Genomic DNA, 17,489 nt, shown 5'->3' on the forward strand with positions numbered 1-17,489 from the left:
AATCTTGATGAAGACGAGCATGTAAATGAATTAAGCTGCTGGTGGGTACCCGTTATATAGAACAGTCATGATTGTAAACCATCCGAAAACGAGTACAGTTGCAATTGCAAAGCCGCCCGCGAGAAAATTCTTTTCGCGAAGTGTTCTAAGCGTAGCAAATACAGCTAACAGAGTGACAAGCGTAAAAATAATAACAAGGCCCATACAATATCCTCCTCTGTCTACCCATTCCTTAATATGAGTTTTTGGAATATTTACTCTTTTATATTGTACATGTTTTAAAAATGATTGTCGAGATAGCATCCTTTCTTTTCCTAAGAGAAAAAAATGTTGTATCATGGAAAGTAAGTTTAATAATTGGAGGAGATTTTCATATGAAATGGATACAAATGCCGTTAGGCCCATTACAAACAAATGCTTATATTTTAACGAATGAGCAAAATGAGTGTATTATCTTTGATCCTGGTCACGAAGGAGAGAAGCTCGTTACATATTTACAAGAAGAACAATTAAAGCCATTGGCTGTTTTATTAACACATGCTCACTTTGATCATATTGGTGCTGTTGATGCGGTAAGAGACGCTTTTCATATTCCTGTGTACGTACATAAAGAAGAAAAAGATTGGTTAGGCGATGCAACTGTAAATGGTTCTCAAATCTTTATGATGAATCGCAGCATTACAGCAAAACCAGCAGATCATATTATTGATGCAGAAGGTGCATTAGCAATTGGTTCATTTAACTTTGAAATTTTTGAGACACCAGGACATTCTCCAGGCAGTATTTCTTATTACTGTAAAGAGGCGAATGCTGTATTTTCTGGAGATGTATTGTTCCAAATGAGTATTGGAAGAACAGATTTACCTGGTGGAAGTTTTGCAGAATTGATTGGAAGTATTGAAGAGAAATTATTTGTATTACCTGATGAAACAGCGGTGTTATGTGGACATGGTCCAGAAACAAGCATTGGTTTTGAAAAAGAAAATAATCCATTTTTACAGTAAGGAGCTAGTATGGAGATGGAGCTCATTTTAAAAGAATGGATGGAAAAAGAAAAGGATTATTCAATTTCATACAGTACATATATGAACCTCGCATTATACGCAGAGGATCATGGATATTATATGAAAGAACGTGAAAAAATAGGAAGACAAGGGGATTTTTTTACGAGTAGCAACGTATCCTCTGTGTTTGCAAAAACCTTTGCTAAGTTTTTTATTCGTCTTGTTGAAAATGGTGAAGTTGCTCCACATATTTGTGAGATTGGTGGGGGGACAGGAAGGTTTGCCTATGATGTTTTACAAGAATGGAAGCAATTATCACCGGAAACCTTTATTGATTTAAACTATTCGATAATTGAAATGAGCCCTTTTCATAGAAAATTGCAGCAAAAAACTCTTTGTTCGTTTTCTAATGTGTCATATTATACGTCGCATAGTGAAATGGGAGAATCGTTCGAGGGGATTCTTTTTTCGAATGAGTTATTTGATGCATTTCCTGTTGAAGTAATTGAGAAGAGAAATGGAATATTGTATGAAGTACGTGTTACGTACACAGAGGAAGGGAAACTTGCAGAAGTATGTAGGCCGTTACATAAAAGAATTGGTCGATACTTATTGAAATATAATATTCATCTTGCTGAAGGCCAGCGTTTTGAAGTGCCAATTGCGATGGAAGAATATATAAAAGAAATTGCGAAATGGTTTCAACGAGGTGTATGTATTACAGTTGATTATGGATATACAAAAGAAGAATGGATGCATCCTGCACATCAAGAAGGTAGTTTACGAGGATATTACGAGCATAAGTTAATTCGTAATCCTTTAGCGCATCCAGGTGAAATGGATCTTACTACTCATATTCATTGGGACGAACTGAAAGAAATGTTTAGCCTGCAAGGTATGAATATGGTATGGCATAAGAAACAATCTGAGTTTTTGTTAGCAGCAGGAATACTAGAGCTACTTACGAATCATCAAGATAGGGATCCTTTTTCTGAAATTCAAAAACAAAATCGTGCAGTTCATTCTATGATTTTGAGTGGAGGATTAGGGAGTGCATGTGATGTTGTTATACATACGAAACATATGCAACAGTTACACTTGGATCGGTATTTGAAAATATAAAAAAACAAGACACAGCATAGTTCTGTGTCTTGTTTTTTAATACGACTTATGTAGCATCATATATTTCCTCTCATGATATATATTTATATTAAAGATATGAGATAAAAAATATAAAATACGTCCTTTTTCTCTGTCTATGAGTCCCTAACCCAATAATACGCGAACGAGTTGAATAATTGTCTCGTTTTCTACTTTGTAATAAATTTCCAATCCTTTTCTTTCACTTGAAACGATTTTAGCACTTTTTAACTTTGCTAAATGCTGTGAAATTGTAGATTGTGGCATGTTTAAGCCAGTGTACATTGTAGAAACGTTGCTTGGACCACGTTCAATTAATCCTTTTACAATACATAAGCGAACAGGATGAGCAAGTACTTTCAATAATTCTGCATTGCTTTCATATAGTTCTATTTCTTTTTGAAAGGTTTCTAACATGTTCTTTTCCACCTCCGTGTGAGCTGTTATACCATATTATACATACCAAAAAATTAAAGAAAAGGAAACAGTTGTTGCAGAAAAACATTCCTAAAGTAAAGAAATTGTAAGAAAAGAGACCCTGATGTAAATAAAGTAGATAATTTAGCACGGTTTTGTAAAATGACATTTTTGGGTGAAAATTTCGATGCGTTTTAAAAATTGAAAGATATAGATATATTTGTAACACAATTTTATCATGATTTTCTTATTCTTTCAAATGAATATACAAAATTTTTAAAATAATATGACAAAGGAATTGTAATGTTATATATAGAATATAAAACAGGTTAAAAGAAAAGAAGCTGAATGTAGTCAGCTTCTTTATGGTGAAAATGAAATGTTTGAATATAGCTGATAAATCTTAGAATTACCAAGACGTTAGTTATGTATTCTAGATTTCATCTTTCATCAATTTTAAAAATCTGTGGTTCCATATATTTTCATAAAAATCAATTGTCTCTTTTGCGGACATAAATGGATTATTTAACGTAGAGGTTGCTTTCTGGAACATGAAGTTTTCGTACCCTAGTCCATGGGCAAATTTAATCGTGGTATCCATACAGTACTCTGTTTGGGCACCACAAAATTCAATACGATGTACAGATAATTGATCTAAAATCTCTTTCAAGTTTGTGTTATAAAAAGAATTGGCATGTGTTTTTCTTACAAAAAAATCTTGTTTTTGAACATCTAAATCTGAATGAATAGCCCAAAGTTCTTTTTCAGGTACTAAATCTTCATCACAATGTTGAACGAAAAGAATTGGTTTATTTGATTTTCTGTATGAAGAAATTCTTTTATTTACTTTTGTAAGTAAATTTTGTAAATTAAATAAATGCTCCCCACTATAACATACTCCATTTTGTAAATCGATAACGATTAAAACATCTGCACATGTATCCATTATTTTTGCCCCTTTTTTACTTCTTAATATATCAATTAATTCATTACTTGGAAACAGATAGTGATCTATCATTTTTTTATGAATTATACGAAGGGTTGAAAAATATACTTATCAGCGTAAAAAAGAAGATATGATAACTTAATTTCATATCTTCTCTGCTCTCTATGCATTTACAGGTTCTTCTACATAAGAAAGGGCATTTTCAAAATCGGATATTAAATCGTCAACATTTTCAAGACCGACGGATAGCCGAAGTAATGAATTTGAAATCCCTCTTTCATCACGAGCTTCTTGCGATAGTGCTGCATGTGACATTTTAGCTGGGTAGGAAAGGATCGATTCGACAGCCCCTAAACTAACCGCAAAGACAGGTAATTTTACTTTTGATAAAAATTGGCGAAGCGCGTCTTCTGATTGTAAAGTGAAAGATAGGACAGCTCCTGCTGATGTAGCTTGAGATTGTTGAATGTTAAATCCAAGATGTGTTTGTAATCCTGGATAATAGACATTTTGAACTTTAGCGTGCTCTTGTAAATAGTGTGCAATTTTATTGGCATTAGCAGCTGAATGCTCAAGACGTACATGCAATGTTTTTAGACCACGAAGTACGAGAGAACAATCTTGCGGGCCTAGAATAGCGCCGAATGAATTTTGTAAAAAGCCAAGTTTTTGAGCGAGATCGGTATCTTTTACAACTGCTAATCCGGCAGTAACATCACTATGACCGGCAATGAATTTTGTGGCACTATGAAGAACGACATCAGCGCCAAGGTCAAGTGGTTTCTGGAATAGTGGTGTCAAAAATGTATTATCAACAAAAGTAAGGGCGCCAATAGATTTTGCAAGTTTAGAAACAGCACGAATATCTGTCACTTTTAAAAGTGGATTGGAAGGTGTTTCTACATAAAAGAGTTTTGTATTTGGCTTAATGTTTTGTTTTATTTCTTCTAAATTGGTCATATCAACAAATGTATGTGAAACACCGTAACGGGAGAGAACTTCAGTTATCATTCGATAAGTCCCTCCGTATACGTCTTCTGAAATGAGTACGTGATCACCTTGTGAAAGGAGGAGGAATGCAGTAGAAATCGCTGCAATTCCTGATGCGAAGGCAAATCCTTTTGTTCCGCCTTCTAATAAAGCAATGATGTCTTCAAGAGCTTCACGAGTTGGATTGCCTGACCTGCTATAGTCATATTTCCCGAACGTATCTACATCAAATTGGTGAAATGTTGATGTGTTATAGATGGGAACGTTAACAGCTCCTGTTTGCGAGTCATGTTTATATTGGTTGTGCAGTAAGAGTGTATCTATAGAATAACTCATATTCTTACACCTTCTTTTACAAGTTTAATGGCTTGCTGTAAATCTTGAATTAAATCGTTACTATTTTCAATACCAACGGAAAATCGAAGAAGACGATTACATACACCGTTTGCTGTTCTAATTTCTTCAGGAATATCAGCGTGTGTTTGCGTTGCTGGATATGTCATTAAACTTTCAACACCACCGAGACTTTCGGCAAATGTAATTAAGGATAAAGATTGTAAGAATGGATTAATCCATGTTTCATCTTTCAGACGAAATGAGATCATGCCGCCTCTTCCAGGATAAAATACATCTGTCACCCCATCCTCATCATTTAAATAAGCAACAACTGCTTTTGCATTTTCTTCATGTTGTCTCATGCGAAGCGCTAACGTTTTCATACCACGAATTAATAGCCATGAGTCAAATGGACTTAAGACTGCACCAGAGGCATTATGATAATGAGCGATTTCCTCACAAAGTTCCTTTCCTTTTGCAACGACAAGTCCGCTTAGTACATCGTTATGACCACCTAAATATTTCGTTGCACTATGAAGTACGATATCGGCACCTTCTGTTAATGGCTGCTGTATATAAGGTGTGTAGAATGTGTTGTCTACAATAAGAAGTAGTCCGTGTCTTTTCGCTACAGTTGCAACAGCGGCAATATCGGTAACTTGCATTAATGGATTAGTTGGAGTTTCTATGAAAATAGCCTTCGTTTTCGTTGTGATGGCTTGCTCAATTTGTTTAATAGATTGTGTATTTACGTATCTACATCGAACGTTCCACTTTTTTTCGTGCTCAGAAAATAATCGATAAGTGCCACCGTATAAATCTTCGGAAACAATAAGTTCGTCTCCAGAGCGGAATAGGGAAAGGACAAGAAGAACGGCTGCCATCCCTGAACTACAGGCATAACCTTGTTCGCCGCATTCTAAGTCTGCGATTGCCTGTTCTAATAGGCCGCGCGTTGGATTTCCAGTTCGTGAATAATCAAATCCAGTAGATTTACCAATTCCTTCGTGACGATAAGCAGTTGAAAAATAAACAGGTGGATTAACAGTTCCTGTTGTAGTTTCACTCCGGTTTCCGATTTGCGCTAATTTTGTTTCGATAGTTGACATGTGAAAATTCCTCCTTTTTAAATTGAACCATTAGTTGAATATAAAATAAAAAAAGCCTTCTAAGAAGAAGGCTTTCGGTTTGAATAGAGTCTTCTTCTCATCTGTCAAATCTTTCACAATTTGCTGGAATTAGCACCTTATTAACAAATGTTAATGGTTGCTGAGGCGTCATAGGGCCAGTCCCTCTACCTCTCTAGATAAGAATGTTCGTATGAAATTTTATTATGGTTTTAACTTTACAACAAAAGATAATTGAATTGCAACTTTATTTTAAATAATTTTTATTTTTCCGCAAGTGTCATTGACTTTTGTATTTGTGCGTGCTAAATTTATAAAAAAATTAACAAACATTGTTAAAAGGGGAACGCATTTCCTTTTAGCTACATAAATAAAATAATAAAGACAAACTCTTATTGAGAGCGGTGGAGGGAAAGGCCCTGTGAAACCCGGCAACCTTCAAACGAAATGTTTGAAACGGTGCTAATACCTGCAAAACGAATGTTTTGCATAATAAGAGGAGGATCGATTATGTCCCCCTCTTCAAAGTGAAGAGGGGGTTTTTATATTGATAGAAATGAGGGAGATTTGTGAAATTACTAGATTTATTATCAAAAGGAATTGTAATAGGTGATGGTGCGGTTGGGACGTTATTACATTCACATGGTTTACAAAGTAGTTTTGAAGAATTGAATATATCTGATCCAGATTTAATTATATCGATTCATAAGCAATATGTAGCGGCTGGGGCAGATGTGATTCAAACAAATACGTACGGAGCAAATGAAGCGAAATTACGTATGTATGGATTAGAAAATCAAGTTACTGAAATTAATAGAGCGGCAGTAAAACTGGCGAAAGCATCTGTTACAGACAGAAATGCAATTTTAGGCACAATTGGTGGTATGAAACATATCGGGGCGGTTACGACAACTGATATGGAGCGAGAATTTATGTTACTGGAACAGGCAAGTTCATTATTAGAAGAACAGGTTGATGGACTGCTATTAGAGACTTTTTATGATGAGTTTGAATTACTTCATGCTGTCCAGGTGTTACGAAAAGAAACAAATATTCCAATTGTAGCGCAATTGGCGTTACATGAGGCGGGTACGACTCAAAATGGAAATGATGTAAATGAAATATTAAAACAGCTTTTAGATTACGGTGCAAATGTTGTTGGATTGAACTGCCAACTAGGGCCACTTCATATGACGGAAGCTTTTAAAATGATATCGATTCCGAAAAATGGTTACTTGTCAGCATATCCAAATGCAGGTCTCCCAAATTATGTGGAGGGACGCTACGTATATGAGGGAAGTCCAGCTTATTTTGAAGCGATGACACCGAAATTTATTGAGCAAGGTATTCGGTTATTGGGCGGTTGTTGTGGCACGACTCCAGAACATATTGAAAGTATGAAACGTGCTACTCTAAATGTTACGCCTGTAATAGAAAAGGATACGGTTCAAAGACCGAAAGTAGTTCATACACATGAGAAACGTTCAAAAGCTCATGTCACTTTAGCAGAGAAAGCAAAAAAACAAACGACAGTAGTAGTGGAATTAGATCCACCAAAAACGTTAGATACGCAGCGGTTTTTTGAAGGCGCAAGAGCATTGAAAAGAGCTGGAGCAGATGCTATTACTCTAGCAGATAATTCGTTAGCATCGCCCCGTATCTCGAATATGGCAATGGGAGCATTATTAACGAAGCATGATATTCCGGTATTGACGCACTTAACATGTAGAGACCATAACGTCATCGGACTACAATCTCATTTACTAGGATTATCAGCGTTAGGGATGGAAGAAGTGTTAGCTTTAACTGGAGATCCAGCACGCGTTGGTGATTTTCCAGGTGCCACTTCTGTATATGATTTGTCCTCTATCGAGCTCATTAAAATGATTAAAGAAATGAACGATGGGCGTTCCGTTTTAGGGAAATCCATTGGACCGGCAACAAGGTTTTCTGTGGGCGGTGCATTTAACCCGCATGTAAGACATTTAAAAGCAGCGGTTAAGCGAATGGAACGGAAAATAGATGCTGGAGCAGAATATTTCTTAACGCAGCCAATCTATGATATCGCGTTAATTGAAGAAGTGTATGAGGCGACAAAGCATTTAGAACAACCTATTTTTATTGGGATTATGCCATTAATAAGTAAACGGAATGCAGATTTTCTTCATTTTGAGGTGCCCGGTATTACTTTACCTGAAGCAGTAAGAGAGAGAATGGATGGACATGAAACGAAAGAGGCAGCAATTGAGGAAGGGATTCGTATTTCTCAAGAATTGATCGATGCTGCGATGAAATACTTTAACGGCATTTATCTTATTACACCATTTCTAAAATATGAAATTACAGAACATCTTGTTAAATATGTGAGAGAAAAGCAAGAAGTGAAAGAAGGTATTAATTGATGAAATGTATAGAAGAAAAATTACAAAATAACATCTTAATATTAGATGGTGCAATGGGAACGATGATCCAGCAAGAGGATTTAACTGCGGAAGATTTCGGAGGAGAGGAGTACGAAGGTTGTAATGAGTATTTAGTAGAAACAAGACCAGATGTTATTTTAAAGATTCATAAAGCTTATATTAAAGCTGGAGCGGATATTATTGAAACAAATACATTTGGGGCAACCAATATTGTACTAAGTGATTATGAGTTATCTCATTTAGACGAGGAGCTAAATGAGAAGGCAGCGCGTTTAGCGAAGCAAGCAGTCGAAGAAAGCGGGAAGGAAGTATATGTTGCGGGAGCAATGGGACCGACGACGAAAGCGATTAGTGTTACTGGTGGTGTAACGTTTGAAGAATTAATTGAAGCCTATACGCGGCAGGCAAGAGGATTGTTGAAAGGAGAAGTGGATGTATTACTCGTTGAGACGAGTCAAGATATGCGTAACGTGAAGGCTGCTTATATTGGAATTCAAGCGGCTTTTGATGAACTAAATACAATTGTACCTATCATGATTTCGGGAACGATTGAACCGATGGGAACGACTCTAGCTGGGCAAACAATTGAGGCTTTTTACTTATCGGTAGAACATATGAAGCCATTATCTGTTGGATTAAACTGTGCGACTGGTCCGGAGTTTATGAGAGACCATATTCGTTCTCTATCTGATTTATCGGAGTGTTACATTTCTTGTTATCCAAATGCAGGTCTTCCTGATGAAGATGGACATTATCATGAATCTCCATCCTCGCTTGCCGAGAAAGTGAAGCGATTTGCAGAAGAAGGATGGGTTAATATCATCGGTGGTTGTTGTGGTACAACACCAGAACATATAAAAGCAATGAAATCTGCATTAACGTCTCTTAAACCTCGTGAACAGCAAGAGAGAGCGGGACATGGGGTTAGTGGATTAGAGGCACTGCAATATGATGACTCTATGAGACCGTTATTTGTTGGTGAAAGAACAAATGTTATTGGATCACGTAAATTTAAACGATTAGTAGCAGAAGGGAAATTTGAAGAGGCTGCTGAAATCGCTAGAGCGCAAGTGAAGAAAAATGCTCATATTATTGATATTTGTATGGCAGACCCGGACCGCGATGAAATAGAAGATATGGAAAACTTCTTGGCAGAAGTTACGAAAGTGTTAAAAGTACCGATTATGATTGACTCAACAGATGAACATGTGATGGAGCGAGCTCTTACTTATATTCAAGGGAAAGCTGTTATTAATTCAATTAATTTAGAAGATGGAGAAGAGCGATTTAAAAAAGTGACACCGCTTCTTCGTAAATATGGTGCTGCAATTGTAGTTGGAACAATCGATGAAGATGGAATGGCAGTAAGTGCGGAAAGAAAACTAGAAATTGCGAAAAGAAGTTATGAGTTATTGACGAAGAAATATGGTATACGCCCATCAGATATTATTTTTGATGCACTTGTATTTCCTGTAGGGACAGGTGATGAAGAGTATATTGGCTCGGCGGCTGCGACGATAGAAGGGATTCGCCTTATTAAAGAAGCATTACCAGAGTGTTTAACGATTTTAGGTGTAAGTAACATATCATTTGGTTTACCACCAGCTGGTCGCGAAGTGTTAAATTCCGTCTTTTTATATCATGCAACGAAAGCAGGGTTAGATTACGCGATTGTAAATACGGAAAAATTAGAGCGCTATGCGTCAATTCCTGATGAAGAAAAACGCCTTGCAGATGCATTGCTTTTTGAAACGACGCAAGAGACGTTAGAAAAATTTACAAACTTCTATCGCGTGGCAAAAAAGAAAGATGTTGTTGTCCAAGAAACATTAACTCTTGATGAAAGGCTCGCAAATTACATTGTAGAAGGTACGAAACAAGGTTTACACGAAGATTTAAGTCTCGCACTTACAGAAGGAAGAAAACCTTTGGATATTATTAATGGCCCACTTATGACAGGAATGGATGAGGTAGGACGATTATTTAATAATAATGAGCTTATCGTTGCTGAAGTATTGCAAAGTGCTGAAAGTATGAAAGCTGCTGTAAGTTATTTAGAGCCACATATGGAATCTAGCGATAGTGCGAAAAAAGGGAAAGTATTATTAGCAACTGTAAAAGGTGATGTGCATGATATTGGGAAAAATCTCGTTGAAATTATTTTAGCAAATAACGGATATGAGATTATTAATTTAGGAATTAATGTTCGCTCGGATCGAATTGTGCAAGAAGTACAAGAAAAGAAGCCTGATATTATAGGTCTTTCTGGTTTATTAGTAAAATCGGCTCAACAAATGGTAACGACTGCTGAAGATTTAAAAGCGGCGGATATTGATATTCCAATTGTTGTAGGCGGGGCAGCGTTAACGAGAAAGTTTACAGATAATCGCATTTCGCCATCTTATAAAGGGCTCGTATGTTATGCAAGTGATGCGATGACGGGGCTGGATATTATTAATAAGCTTCAAAAAGAAGAAGAGCGTGAGAAGATGAAGCAGGATAAAAAAGAACGTCATCTTCATATCGTAACAAAAGAAGAGAAGAAAGTAGAAATTCCAGCAGTAATTGAGCCATTACCGAAGGCTGAGGTTATCGTGCCGGATTCAACAAAACGAATTGTATTAAGAGATGTTCCTGTTTCACATCTCGCGCCATTTCTAAATAGACAAATGCTGCTTGGACATCACCTTGGCCTAAAGGGAAGTGTGAAGAAACTTTTGCGAGAGGGAGATAAAAGAGCGCATGAATTAAATGATTTAATAGATGAATTATTGCAGGAAGGACAATCTTGGTTAAAACCGAAAGCAGTGTATCAATTTTTCCCAGCGCAAAGTGACGGACAGAATATTGTAATATATGATCCAGAAGATCATACGCGTGTTATAGAACGTTTCACATTCCCAAGACAAGGAAAAGCACCATATCGTACTTTAGGTGATTATTTACGCCCAGTTGGAGATGAGATGGACTATGTTGCTTTCCTATCTGTTACGGTTGGAGAAGGTGTTCGTGACATTGCTGAAGAGTGGAAAGCGAAAGGTGATTATTTACGCAGTCATGCCATTCAATCGTTAGCGCTCGAACTAGCAGAAGGACTTGCTGAAAAGACACATATGCTTATTCGTGACCGTTGGGGTATTCCAGATTCACCAGAACTGACAATGGAAGAACGTTTTCGCACGAAATATAGAGGGATACGCGTGTCCTTCGGTTATCCAGCATGTCCAGAACTCGCGGATCAAGAAAAGCTATTTCGTCTTATTCATCCAGAAGAAATAGGCATTTCATTAACGGAAGGATTTATGATGGAGCCAGAAGCATCTGTAACGGCTATGGTATTTTCTCACCCTGAGGCAAGATATTTTAGTGTATTATAGTGTAGAAGGGGGAGACGTATGAAGAAAATAGTCTTTACAGGTGGAGGTTCGGCAGGGCATGTAACACCTAATTTAGCCATCATTCCGCATTTACAAGAACAAAATTGGGATATTTCTTATATTGGTTCTCATCAAGGAATTGAGAAAACAATTATAGAAAAGGAAGGCATTCCGTACTATAGTATTGCGAGCGGAAAGCTACGCCGTTATTTTGATTTGAAAAATATAAAAGATCCATTTCTTGTGATGAAGGGCGTTATGGAAGCGTATGTAAGGATTCGAAAACTAAAACCGGATGTGATTTTTTCAAAAGGTGGTTTCGTATCTGTACCAGTCGTAATTGGAGGATGGCTAAATAGAGTCCCTGTTTTATTACATGAATCTGATATGACGCCAGGACTAGCAAACAAAATTGCGCTCCGTTTCGCTTCGAAAATATTTGTTACATTTGAAGAAGCTGCGAAACATTTGCCGAAAGAAAAAGTAATCTATACAGGTTCTCCTGTACGTGAAGAAGTGCTAAAGGGAAATCGGGAAAAAGGTTTAGCATTTTTAGGTTTTTCACGTAAAAAGCCAGTTATTACAATTATGGGAGGAAGTTTGGGCGCGAAGAAAATTAATGAAACGGTTCGAGAAGCGTTACCAGAACTTCTGAAAAAATATCAAATTGTTCACCTTTGCGGAAAAGGTAATCTTGATGAAAGTTTACAAAATAAAGAAGGATATAGACAATTTGAATATGTACATGGAGAACTGCCAGACATATTAGCGATAACAGATTTTGTTATTTCACGTGCGGGCTCTAATGCCATTTTTGAGTTTTTAACATTGCAAAAGCCGATGGTTTTAATTCCACTATCGAAATTTGCAAGTCGTGGAGATCAAATACTAAATGCAGAGTCTTTTGAAAGACAAGGATATGCTTCCGTATTGTATGAAGAAGATGTGACTGTGAAATCTCTTATAAAGCATGTCGAAGAATTAAATCAAAATAATGAAATGTATAAAACAGCTCTAAAAAAATATAATGGAAAAGAAGCAATTCAAACAATTATTCAACATATTTCAGAGGCATGATGAAACAATCATGCCTCTTTTAATAGGGTGAAAGATTCCAAGAAACGGTGTTTTTATGTTACAATAGCAAATGGATTAGTAGGGAAATTCCAATTAAAGAAGCGTGAAAATACGAATGGATTAGGAGTGACTGTGTTGGAGCTAAGTCTCTATGAAAATACTGCACTTATTATATGCTTTGTGTTGTACGTTGGTAGTGTTATTGTTTATATTTCAAGGAAGTTTTCGCAAGAAAGAGAGCTTGAAAAATCAGAAATAACAGCTGAACTAGAAATGTTAGCTGATGAAAGTTATAAAAAACAAAAAATAAAAGAAGACCATGAGGCATCCCATCATTTAAACGCAAATAAGTTTTAAAGATGGGGATTTTTTTTGAAGTTATTCTTTATTATATTTATAGCAAATAACGCTAAAATGGAGTTTCCCCCTTATATAATGAAGGAGTGTATATAAATGAATTTTTATATCGCCTCAGGATTCCAAAATAAACACCTTGTACGTTCTATAGCAAATGAACTGAAACATGCAGGATGGCACCATACATATGATTGGACAAGAAATGAAAGAGCAGTGAATCAAGAACAATTAAGAGAAATTGGTCAGGCAGAAAAGAATGCTATTAAAGAAGCGGATGTATTTTTACTTATATTAGATGGTGGAAACGGCAGCCACACAGAGTTTGGAATGGCGATTGCGCTAGAGAAAAATATATATGTATATCATGAAGGAAATCTGCTCCAAACAACGTTCTATCATTTGCCAGAAATAAATATTTTTGAAGGAGATGCAGCAGAATTTGCATCTTATGTTATGAATCATGTGAAATAATAGTAACTGTCTACAAGGTTATAAAAGTGATCTTTTGGGTACAGTGATGATAAGAAATGTATATAAAGGAGTACATAATATGAAATTAGAAAATGGATGGGAAACGAGTTTTTTAGAAGTCGTACAAAATAGTGAATTCAAGAAAGATGCGCAGCTTAACCAATTACTTTTTGCAGATAGTGAAGAAGTAGAAGAGCTTGTTGATGATTATGGTTATGAAGAAATCATTGATCGCGAACATGATGATGAATTAGCGCATATTTTAGGAGAAGAACTTTTTAGTGAGATGGAACGACACGTATTTTTATCTTCACAGCCAGAAGAAAAACTTATTTCATTTGTAAATGGATTAGGTTTTCATGTGTTAGATTGGATCGTTCTTCTTGAAACAGAATTTAGCATTGATAGTGCAAACTTTACGTCAGACGCCGTGAAAACGTTAGAAAAGCGTTTTAGACAATTTCCATACATAGAGGACAAGACAATTTTTGATATGACATTTGGAGAAGCAATGGATGCATTAGAGTCCATTACGGGATTACAACTGAAGGAAAAGATGAACGTATAATGTAAAAAAGAACGTGAGGCTAATCACGTTCTTTTTTTACATTATAATAATTTTATCATCTAGTTTTGTTTGTCCGCTAAGAAGTGCGTTTAAATATTCCACTTTTCTTATACAGGCCTGTATATGTCTTTCAACCTCTTGTAACTCTGCTTGGTGATGCGTTTCAATAGGATGAATTTGTACGCTGAATTTTTCAAATTGACTACTATATGTTATTTCTGCATAGCCGCTCATAATATCGGTTTCGTTATGAAATAAAAATTGCTTCGTTTTGTCACAGAATGATACATTCTGAAAGCCATATACTTTTAATGCTTCAATTACTTTTTTTATCATTTTTGTATTCATTTTTTTAACCCTCTTTACGAAGTTCTACTTATACATTATAACATAAAAAATTACATAGAAAGCGCTTCCAAGTGTATTTTATTATAAACTTTACGTTTCAATCACAAAAATGAAACAAAGAAAAAATAATTGTAAAGAAGGAAGGACTCTTTTATTGTTTCGTCATATATATATAGAAATAGTGCAATGAAAGGAAATTTTCCGAGGTGGAGATCGTATTTCCAATTTGAGCGCAGTAAAAGAGGTGAAGATCTTGAACTTTGATATTGTAGGACAAAAAGCATATATAAAAGATGGACCGCATCGGAACCGAATTGGAATTGTAAAGAAAAACGAGACAAAATTAGAATCGCAGTTTGCTATTGTAATTGGAGAACAAATCATTGATGTAGAGCTAAAGGATATCGTGTTAGTTGGAGTAGACGTAGGACAATTTCATAAATGGTGCGAACAAAATGGTTATTTGTGAAAAGGACGGGCTGTGAGATAATGAAATATATGTGAGGAAAGAGAATATGTTATTGTATTCTCTTTTTCTATGTGTAAGGAGACTGAGATGAAGTATACAGAACGAGATTTTACATTGGAGTTAAAAGAGAACATTCAATGCATGGAGAAGGAAATAGAGAGAATAGCATTTAAACTTTTTAAAGATTATTCACATTTGTACATAGAAAAAAACATGGAATTATTTATAGAACTCATCAGAGATAAAGAAAATCCTTTTGAAACAGGATATTCTTCATCCATTTCGATAGCTGTATTAGATGAAGAAGGAAAGATGATTGAATTTTATACAGTTCCTATCTGGGAATGTTGTAGTTATTTTTTAGGAGTACCACTTCAAATAAGGTTTTGGGGAAGTGAGTTAAGTGGTGAACTTGTTGATGAATCTTATTGTGAGATAGAGGAGGAGTTAAAGGAGCGGTTGGAAGAATTTTTACAGTTTGCAGGTGAGGAATAATAGTTAGTCTGTAGTTTATAATTAATAGTTATTAAAAAAATGAAAAACGGTGTGATTTCTTTATATCTATACATAGTGTTTGAAACAATATGTTATGCCTTATGTATAAAAGATAAAGAGGAAGATGAAAAGAAATAAAAAGGGACGCTAACAGTTTTGTTAGCGTCCTTTTTATTATGAAGCAATTTCACCAGTTTTTGTATCATCTTGATTGTACGTATCTTGATCTAATTCACCAAGCCATTTACTAGAAATAAGACCTGCTGTCATAGAACCACTTACGTTAAGAGCTGTACGCCCCATATCGATTAATGGTTCAACTGAGATAACAAGAGCGACAATACCGATTGGTAAGTTCATTGTAGATAGTACGATTAACGCTGCGAATGTTGCACCGCCACCAACACCGGCAACACCGAATGAGCTAATCGCAACGACAGCGATTAAAGTTAAAATAAATTGTGGTTGTAATGGATCGATTCCTACAGTTGGAGCGACCATCATTGCAAGCATCGCTGGATAAATACCTGCGCAACCGTTTTGTCCGATAGATACTCCAAATGATGCTGCGAAGTTTGCAATCCCTTCAGAAATACCAAGCTTTTCTTTTTGTGCTTCAATATTTAATGGCATTGCGCCAGCACTAGAGCGAGATGTGAATGCAAATGTTAATACAGGGAACACCTTTTTCAAATATTGAATTGGATTTAAACCAGATAGAGCAATTAATAATAAGTGGATAACGAACATTACGATAAGTGCTACGTAAGACGCTAACACGAAGTTACCAAGTTTTAAAATAGCATTTATGTCGCTACCAGCAACTGTTTTTGCCATAAGAGCTAATACGCCGTATGGAGTAAGACGTAAAATTAATGTTACCATACGCATTACAATTGCATATACAGCATCAAGCATTTTCTTAAATAGCTCTGCTTGTTCTGGATATTTTCGTTTTACACCTATAAAGGCGATGCCGATAAAGGCTGCAAATATTACAACAGAAATTGTTGATGTTGGACGAGCGCCTGTTAAATCAAGAAATGGATTTGTAGGCAATAGTTCTAATAATTTATCTGGAATTGTTGTTTTTTCAATAGAAGTAAATCTTTCTTCAACTAGCTTCAGACGAGCAGATTCTGCATCACCTTGTTGCAGACCAGTTGCAGATACATCAAATCCTGCACTTGCAGCGATACCGACAGCTGCAGCAATTCCTGTAGTAAGAATTAAAATTCCGATAATAAGACCACTAATTTTACCAAGGTTTTTCGTTAACTGTAATTTTGTAAATGCTGAAATAATAGATACTAAAATAAGTGGCATAACGATCATTTGAAGTAACTTCACATAACCGTTACCGATTAAGCCAAACCAAGTATTTGATTCAATAATTACTTTAGAAGTTGGCTCATAAATAAATTGTAATATAAGACCGAAGATAATTCCGACTCCTAAAGCGGTAAATACGCGTTTATTAAAAGATACATGCTTACGTTGCATATAATATAATACGCCAACTAAAATGAGCATGACTGCAACGTTAATTCCGACAAGCAGTGTATTCATGTTGATTCCCCCTAATTCCAATCTGTTATATAGAATATAAGTCAATAAAACCTATAAGTCAACTGGGGAATTCCGGAATTAAAAAAAAGATGGCAAAATGCCATCTTTTAATGTCCAGCGCCAGGCACAAGTAAAAACGTCGTGTAGTATGTAAATCCTATGAAGAAAACAGTTAAATATGCCCCGAATACGTATATATACATACGCTCTGTTAATTTTAAATAGCTTAAAAGTACGAAGAAGCCTGTTTGTCCTAAAAATAGTAGTGCAGTCGAATGCATATCTCCTACGTAAAACATAACCGAGAAAATTCCAGTCCAAAAGCCGAGAACGCGAAACATGCGCTCCATGCCATCTCCCTCCTTTTCTAAAAAA

General features: G+C 35.8%; 18 protein-coding genes and 2 riboswitches. Of the genes, 10 read left to right on the plus strand and 8 right to left on the minus strand.

Annotation, left to right across the window (positions count from 1 at the left end; all coding sequences use genetic code 11):
* Positions 1-30: 30 nt before the first annotated feature.
* Positions 31-204 (minus strand): DUF2759 domain-containing protein, encoded by a 174-nt coding sequence (locus LMD38_RS05670; RefSeq protein ID WP_000524853.1) that lies wholly within the window; start codon positions 202-204, stop codon positions 31-33.
* A 170-nt stretch (positions 205-374) separates the two neighbouring features.
* On the opposite strand from LMD38_RS05670, the gene LMD38_RS05675 reads away from it, so the two are divergent.
* Together LMD38_RS05675 and LMD38_RS05680 are read left to right on the plus strand one after the other, a co-directional pair.
* Positions 375-1,004 carry an MBL fold metallo-hydrolase gene (locus LMD38_RS05675; RefSeq protein ID WP_016718486.1) on the plus strand — a complete coding sequence of 210 codons (630 nt, stop codon included), beginning with the start codon at positions 375-377 and terminating at the stop codon, positions 1,002-1,004.
* Positions 1,005-1,013: 9 nt separating this feature from the next.
* Positions 1,014-2,126 (plus strand): class I SAM-dependent methyltransferase, encoded by a 1,113-nt coding sequence (locus tag LMD38_RS05680; protein WP_062821277.1) that lies wholly within the window; start codon positions 1,014-1,016, stop codon positions 2,124-2,126.
* 144 nt (positions 2,127-2,270) lie between these two features.
* On the opposite strand, the gene LMD38_RS05685 is transcribed toward LMD38_RS05680, so the two are convergent.
* The 4 genes from LMD38_RS05685 to metI form a co-directional block, all read right to left on the minus strand.
* Positions 2,271-2,561: an ArsR/SmtB family transcription factor gene (locus LMD38_RS05685; RefSeq protein WP_000894375.1), complete on the minus strand. Its 291-nt coding sequence runs from the start codon at positions 2,559-2,561 to the stop codon at positions 2,271-2,273.
* 433 nt (positions 2,562-2,994) lie between these two features.
* Complete coding sequence (locus tag LMD38_RS05690; RefSeq protein WP_062821278.1) at positions 2,995-3,507, minus strand: cysteine hydrolase family protein; 513 nt, start codon at positions 3,505-3,507, stop codon at positions 2,995-2,997.
* Positions 3,508-3,669: 162 nt separating this feature from the next.
* Positions 3,670-4,833 carry a cystathionine beta-lyase gene (gene metC / locus LMD38_RS05695; RefSeq protein WP_000122291.1) on the minus strand — a complete coding sequence of 388 codons (1,164 nt, stop codon included), beginning with the start codon at positions 4,831-4,833 and terminating at the stop codon, positions 3,670-3,672.
* Positions 4,830-5,942 carry a cystathionine gamma-synthase/O-acetylhomoserine thiolyase gene (gene metI, locus LMD38_RS05700; protein WP_016718482.1) on the minus strand — a complete coding sequence of 371 codons (1,113 nt, stop codon included), beginning with the start codon at positions 5,940-5,942 and terminating at the stop codon, positions 4,830-4,832. The genes metC and metI overlap by 4 nt, the downstream gene beginning before the upstream one ends.
* 94 nt (positions 5,943-6,036) lie before the next feature.
* Positions 6,037-6,146: riboswitch (SAM riboswitch) on the minus strand.
* A 203-nt stretch (positions 6,147-6,349) separates the two neighbouring features.
* A riboswitch (SAM riboswitch) is annotated at positions 6,350-6,459 on the plus strand.
* Positions 6,460-6,529: 70 nt separating this feature from the next.
* Between metI and LMD38_RS05705 the strand changes: the two genes are divergently transcribed.
* The 6 genes from LMD38_RS05705 to LMD38_RS05730 all read left to right on the plus strand — a co-directional run bounded on the left by LMD38_RS05705 (position 6,530) and on the right by LMD38_RS05730 (position 14,233).
* Entirely contained in the window at positions 6,530-8,362 is a 1,833-nt protein-coding gene (locus tag LMD38_RS05705) for a bifunctional homocysteine S-methyltransferase/methylenetetrahydrofolate reductase (protein ID WP_062821279.1), read from the plus strand.
* Positions 8,362-11,760 (plus strand): methionine synthase, encoded by a 3,399-nt coding sequence (gene metH, locus LMD38_RS05710; protein ID WP_073530037.1) that lies wholly within the window; start codon positions 8,362-8,364, stop codon positions 11,758-11,760. The genes LMD38_RS05705 and metH overlap by 1 nt, the downstream gene beginning before the upstream one ends.
* Positions 11,761-11,778: 18 nt before the next feature.
* Positions 11,779-12,837 (plus strand): undecaprenyldiphospho-muramoylpentapeptide beta-N-acetylglucosaminyltransferase, encoded by a 1,059-nt coding sequence (gene murG, locus LMD38_RS05715; RefSeq protein ID WP_016718480.1) that lies wholly within the window; start codon positions 11,779-11,781, stop codon positions 12,835-12,837.
* 63 nt (positions 12,838-12,900) lie between these two features.
* Positions 12,901-13,194, plus strand: coding sequence for a DUF3966 domain-containing protein (locus LMD38_RS05720; RefSeq protein WP_046648288.1), 294 nt, complete (start codon positions 12,901-12,903; stop codon positions 13,192-13,194).
* A 96-nt stretch (positions 13,195-13,290) separates the two neighbouring features.
* A complete protein-coding gene (locus tag LMD38_RS05725) occupies positions 13,291-13,665 on the plus strand; it encodes a nucleoside 2-deoxyribosyltransferase (protein WP_001012337.1) in 375 nt (124 codons plus the stop codon).
* Between the two features lie 79 nt (positions 13,666-13,744).
* The gene (locus LMD38_RS05730) at positions 13,745-14,233 is read left to right on the plus strand and encodes a hypothetical protein (RefSeq protein WP_061184068.1); all 489 of its coding nucleotides are present in this window, start codon (positions 13,745-13,747) and stop codon (positions 14,231-14,233) included.
* A gap of 36 nt (positions 14,234-14,269) precedes the next feature.
* Here LMD38_RS05730 and LMD38_RS05735 read toward each other — a convergent pair whose 3' ends face one another.
* Complete coding sequence (locus LMD38_RS05735; RefSeq protein ID WP_061184067.1) at positions 14,270-14,581, minus strand: hypothetical protein; 312 nt, start codon at positions 14,579-14,581, stop codon at positions 14,270-14,272.
* A gap of 253 nt (positions 14,582-14,834) precedes the next feature.
* Here LMD38_RS05735 and LMD38_RS05740 point away from each other — a divergent pair, with 253 nt between their 5' ends.
* Complete coding sequence (locus LMD38_RS05740; RefSeq protein ID WP_001008330.1) at positions 14,835-15,050, plus strand: DUF3912 family protein; 216 nt, start codon at positions 14,835-14,837, stop codon at positions 15,048-15,050.
* A gap of 87 nt (positions 15,051-15,137) precedes the next feature.
* Positions 15,138-15,545, plus strand: a complete 408-nt coding sequence (locus LMD38_RS05745; protein ID WP_062821281.1) for a hypothetical protein — start codon at positions 15,138-15,140, stop codon at positions 15,543-15,545.
* Between the two features lie 174 nt (positions 15,546-15,719).
* Here LMD38_RS05745 and LMD38_RS05750 read toward each other — a convergent pair whose 3' ends face one another.
* Together LMD38_RS05750 and LMD38_RS05755 are read right to left on the minus strand one after the other, a co-directional pair.
* On the minus strand, positions 15,720-17,114 hold the full coding sequence (locus tag LMD38_RS05750; RefSeq protein ID WP_001094339.1) for an L-cystine transporter: 1,395 nt from the start codon (positions 17,112-17,114) through the stop codon (positions 15,720-15,722).
* Positions 17,115-17,221: 107 nt separating this feature from the next.
* A complete protein-coding gene (locus tag LMD38_RS05755; protein ID WP_000440713.1) occupies positions 17,222-17,464 on the minus strand; it encodes a DUF2626 domain-containing protein in 243 nt (80 codons plus the stop codon).
* Positions 17,465-17,489 lie beyond the last annotated feature (25 nt).

Origin of the sequence: Bacillus pacificus, assembly GCF_020861345.1 — a bacterium.
GTDB lineage: Bacteria > Bacillota > Bacilli > Bacillales > Bacillaceae_G > Bacillus_A > Bacillus_A pacificus.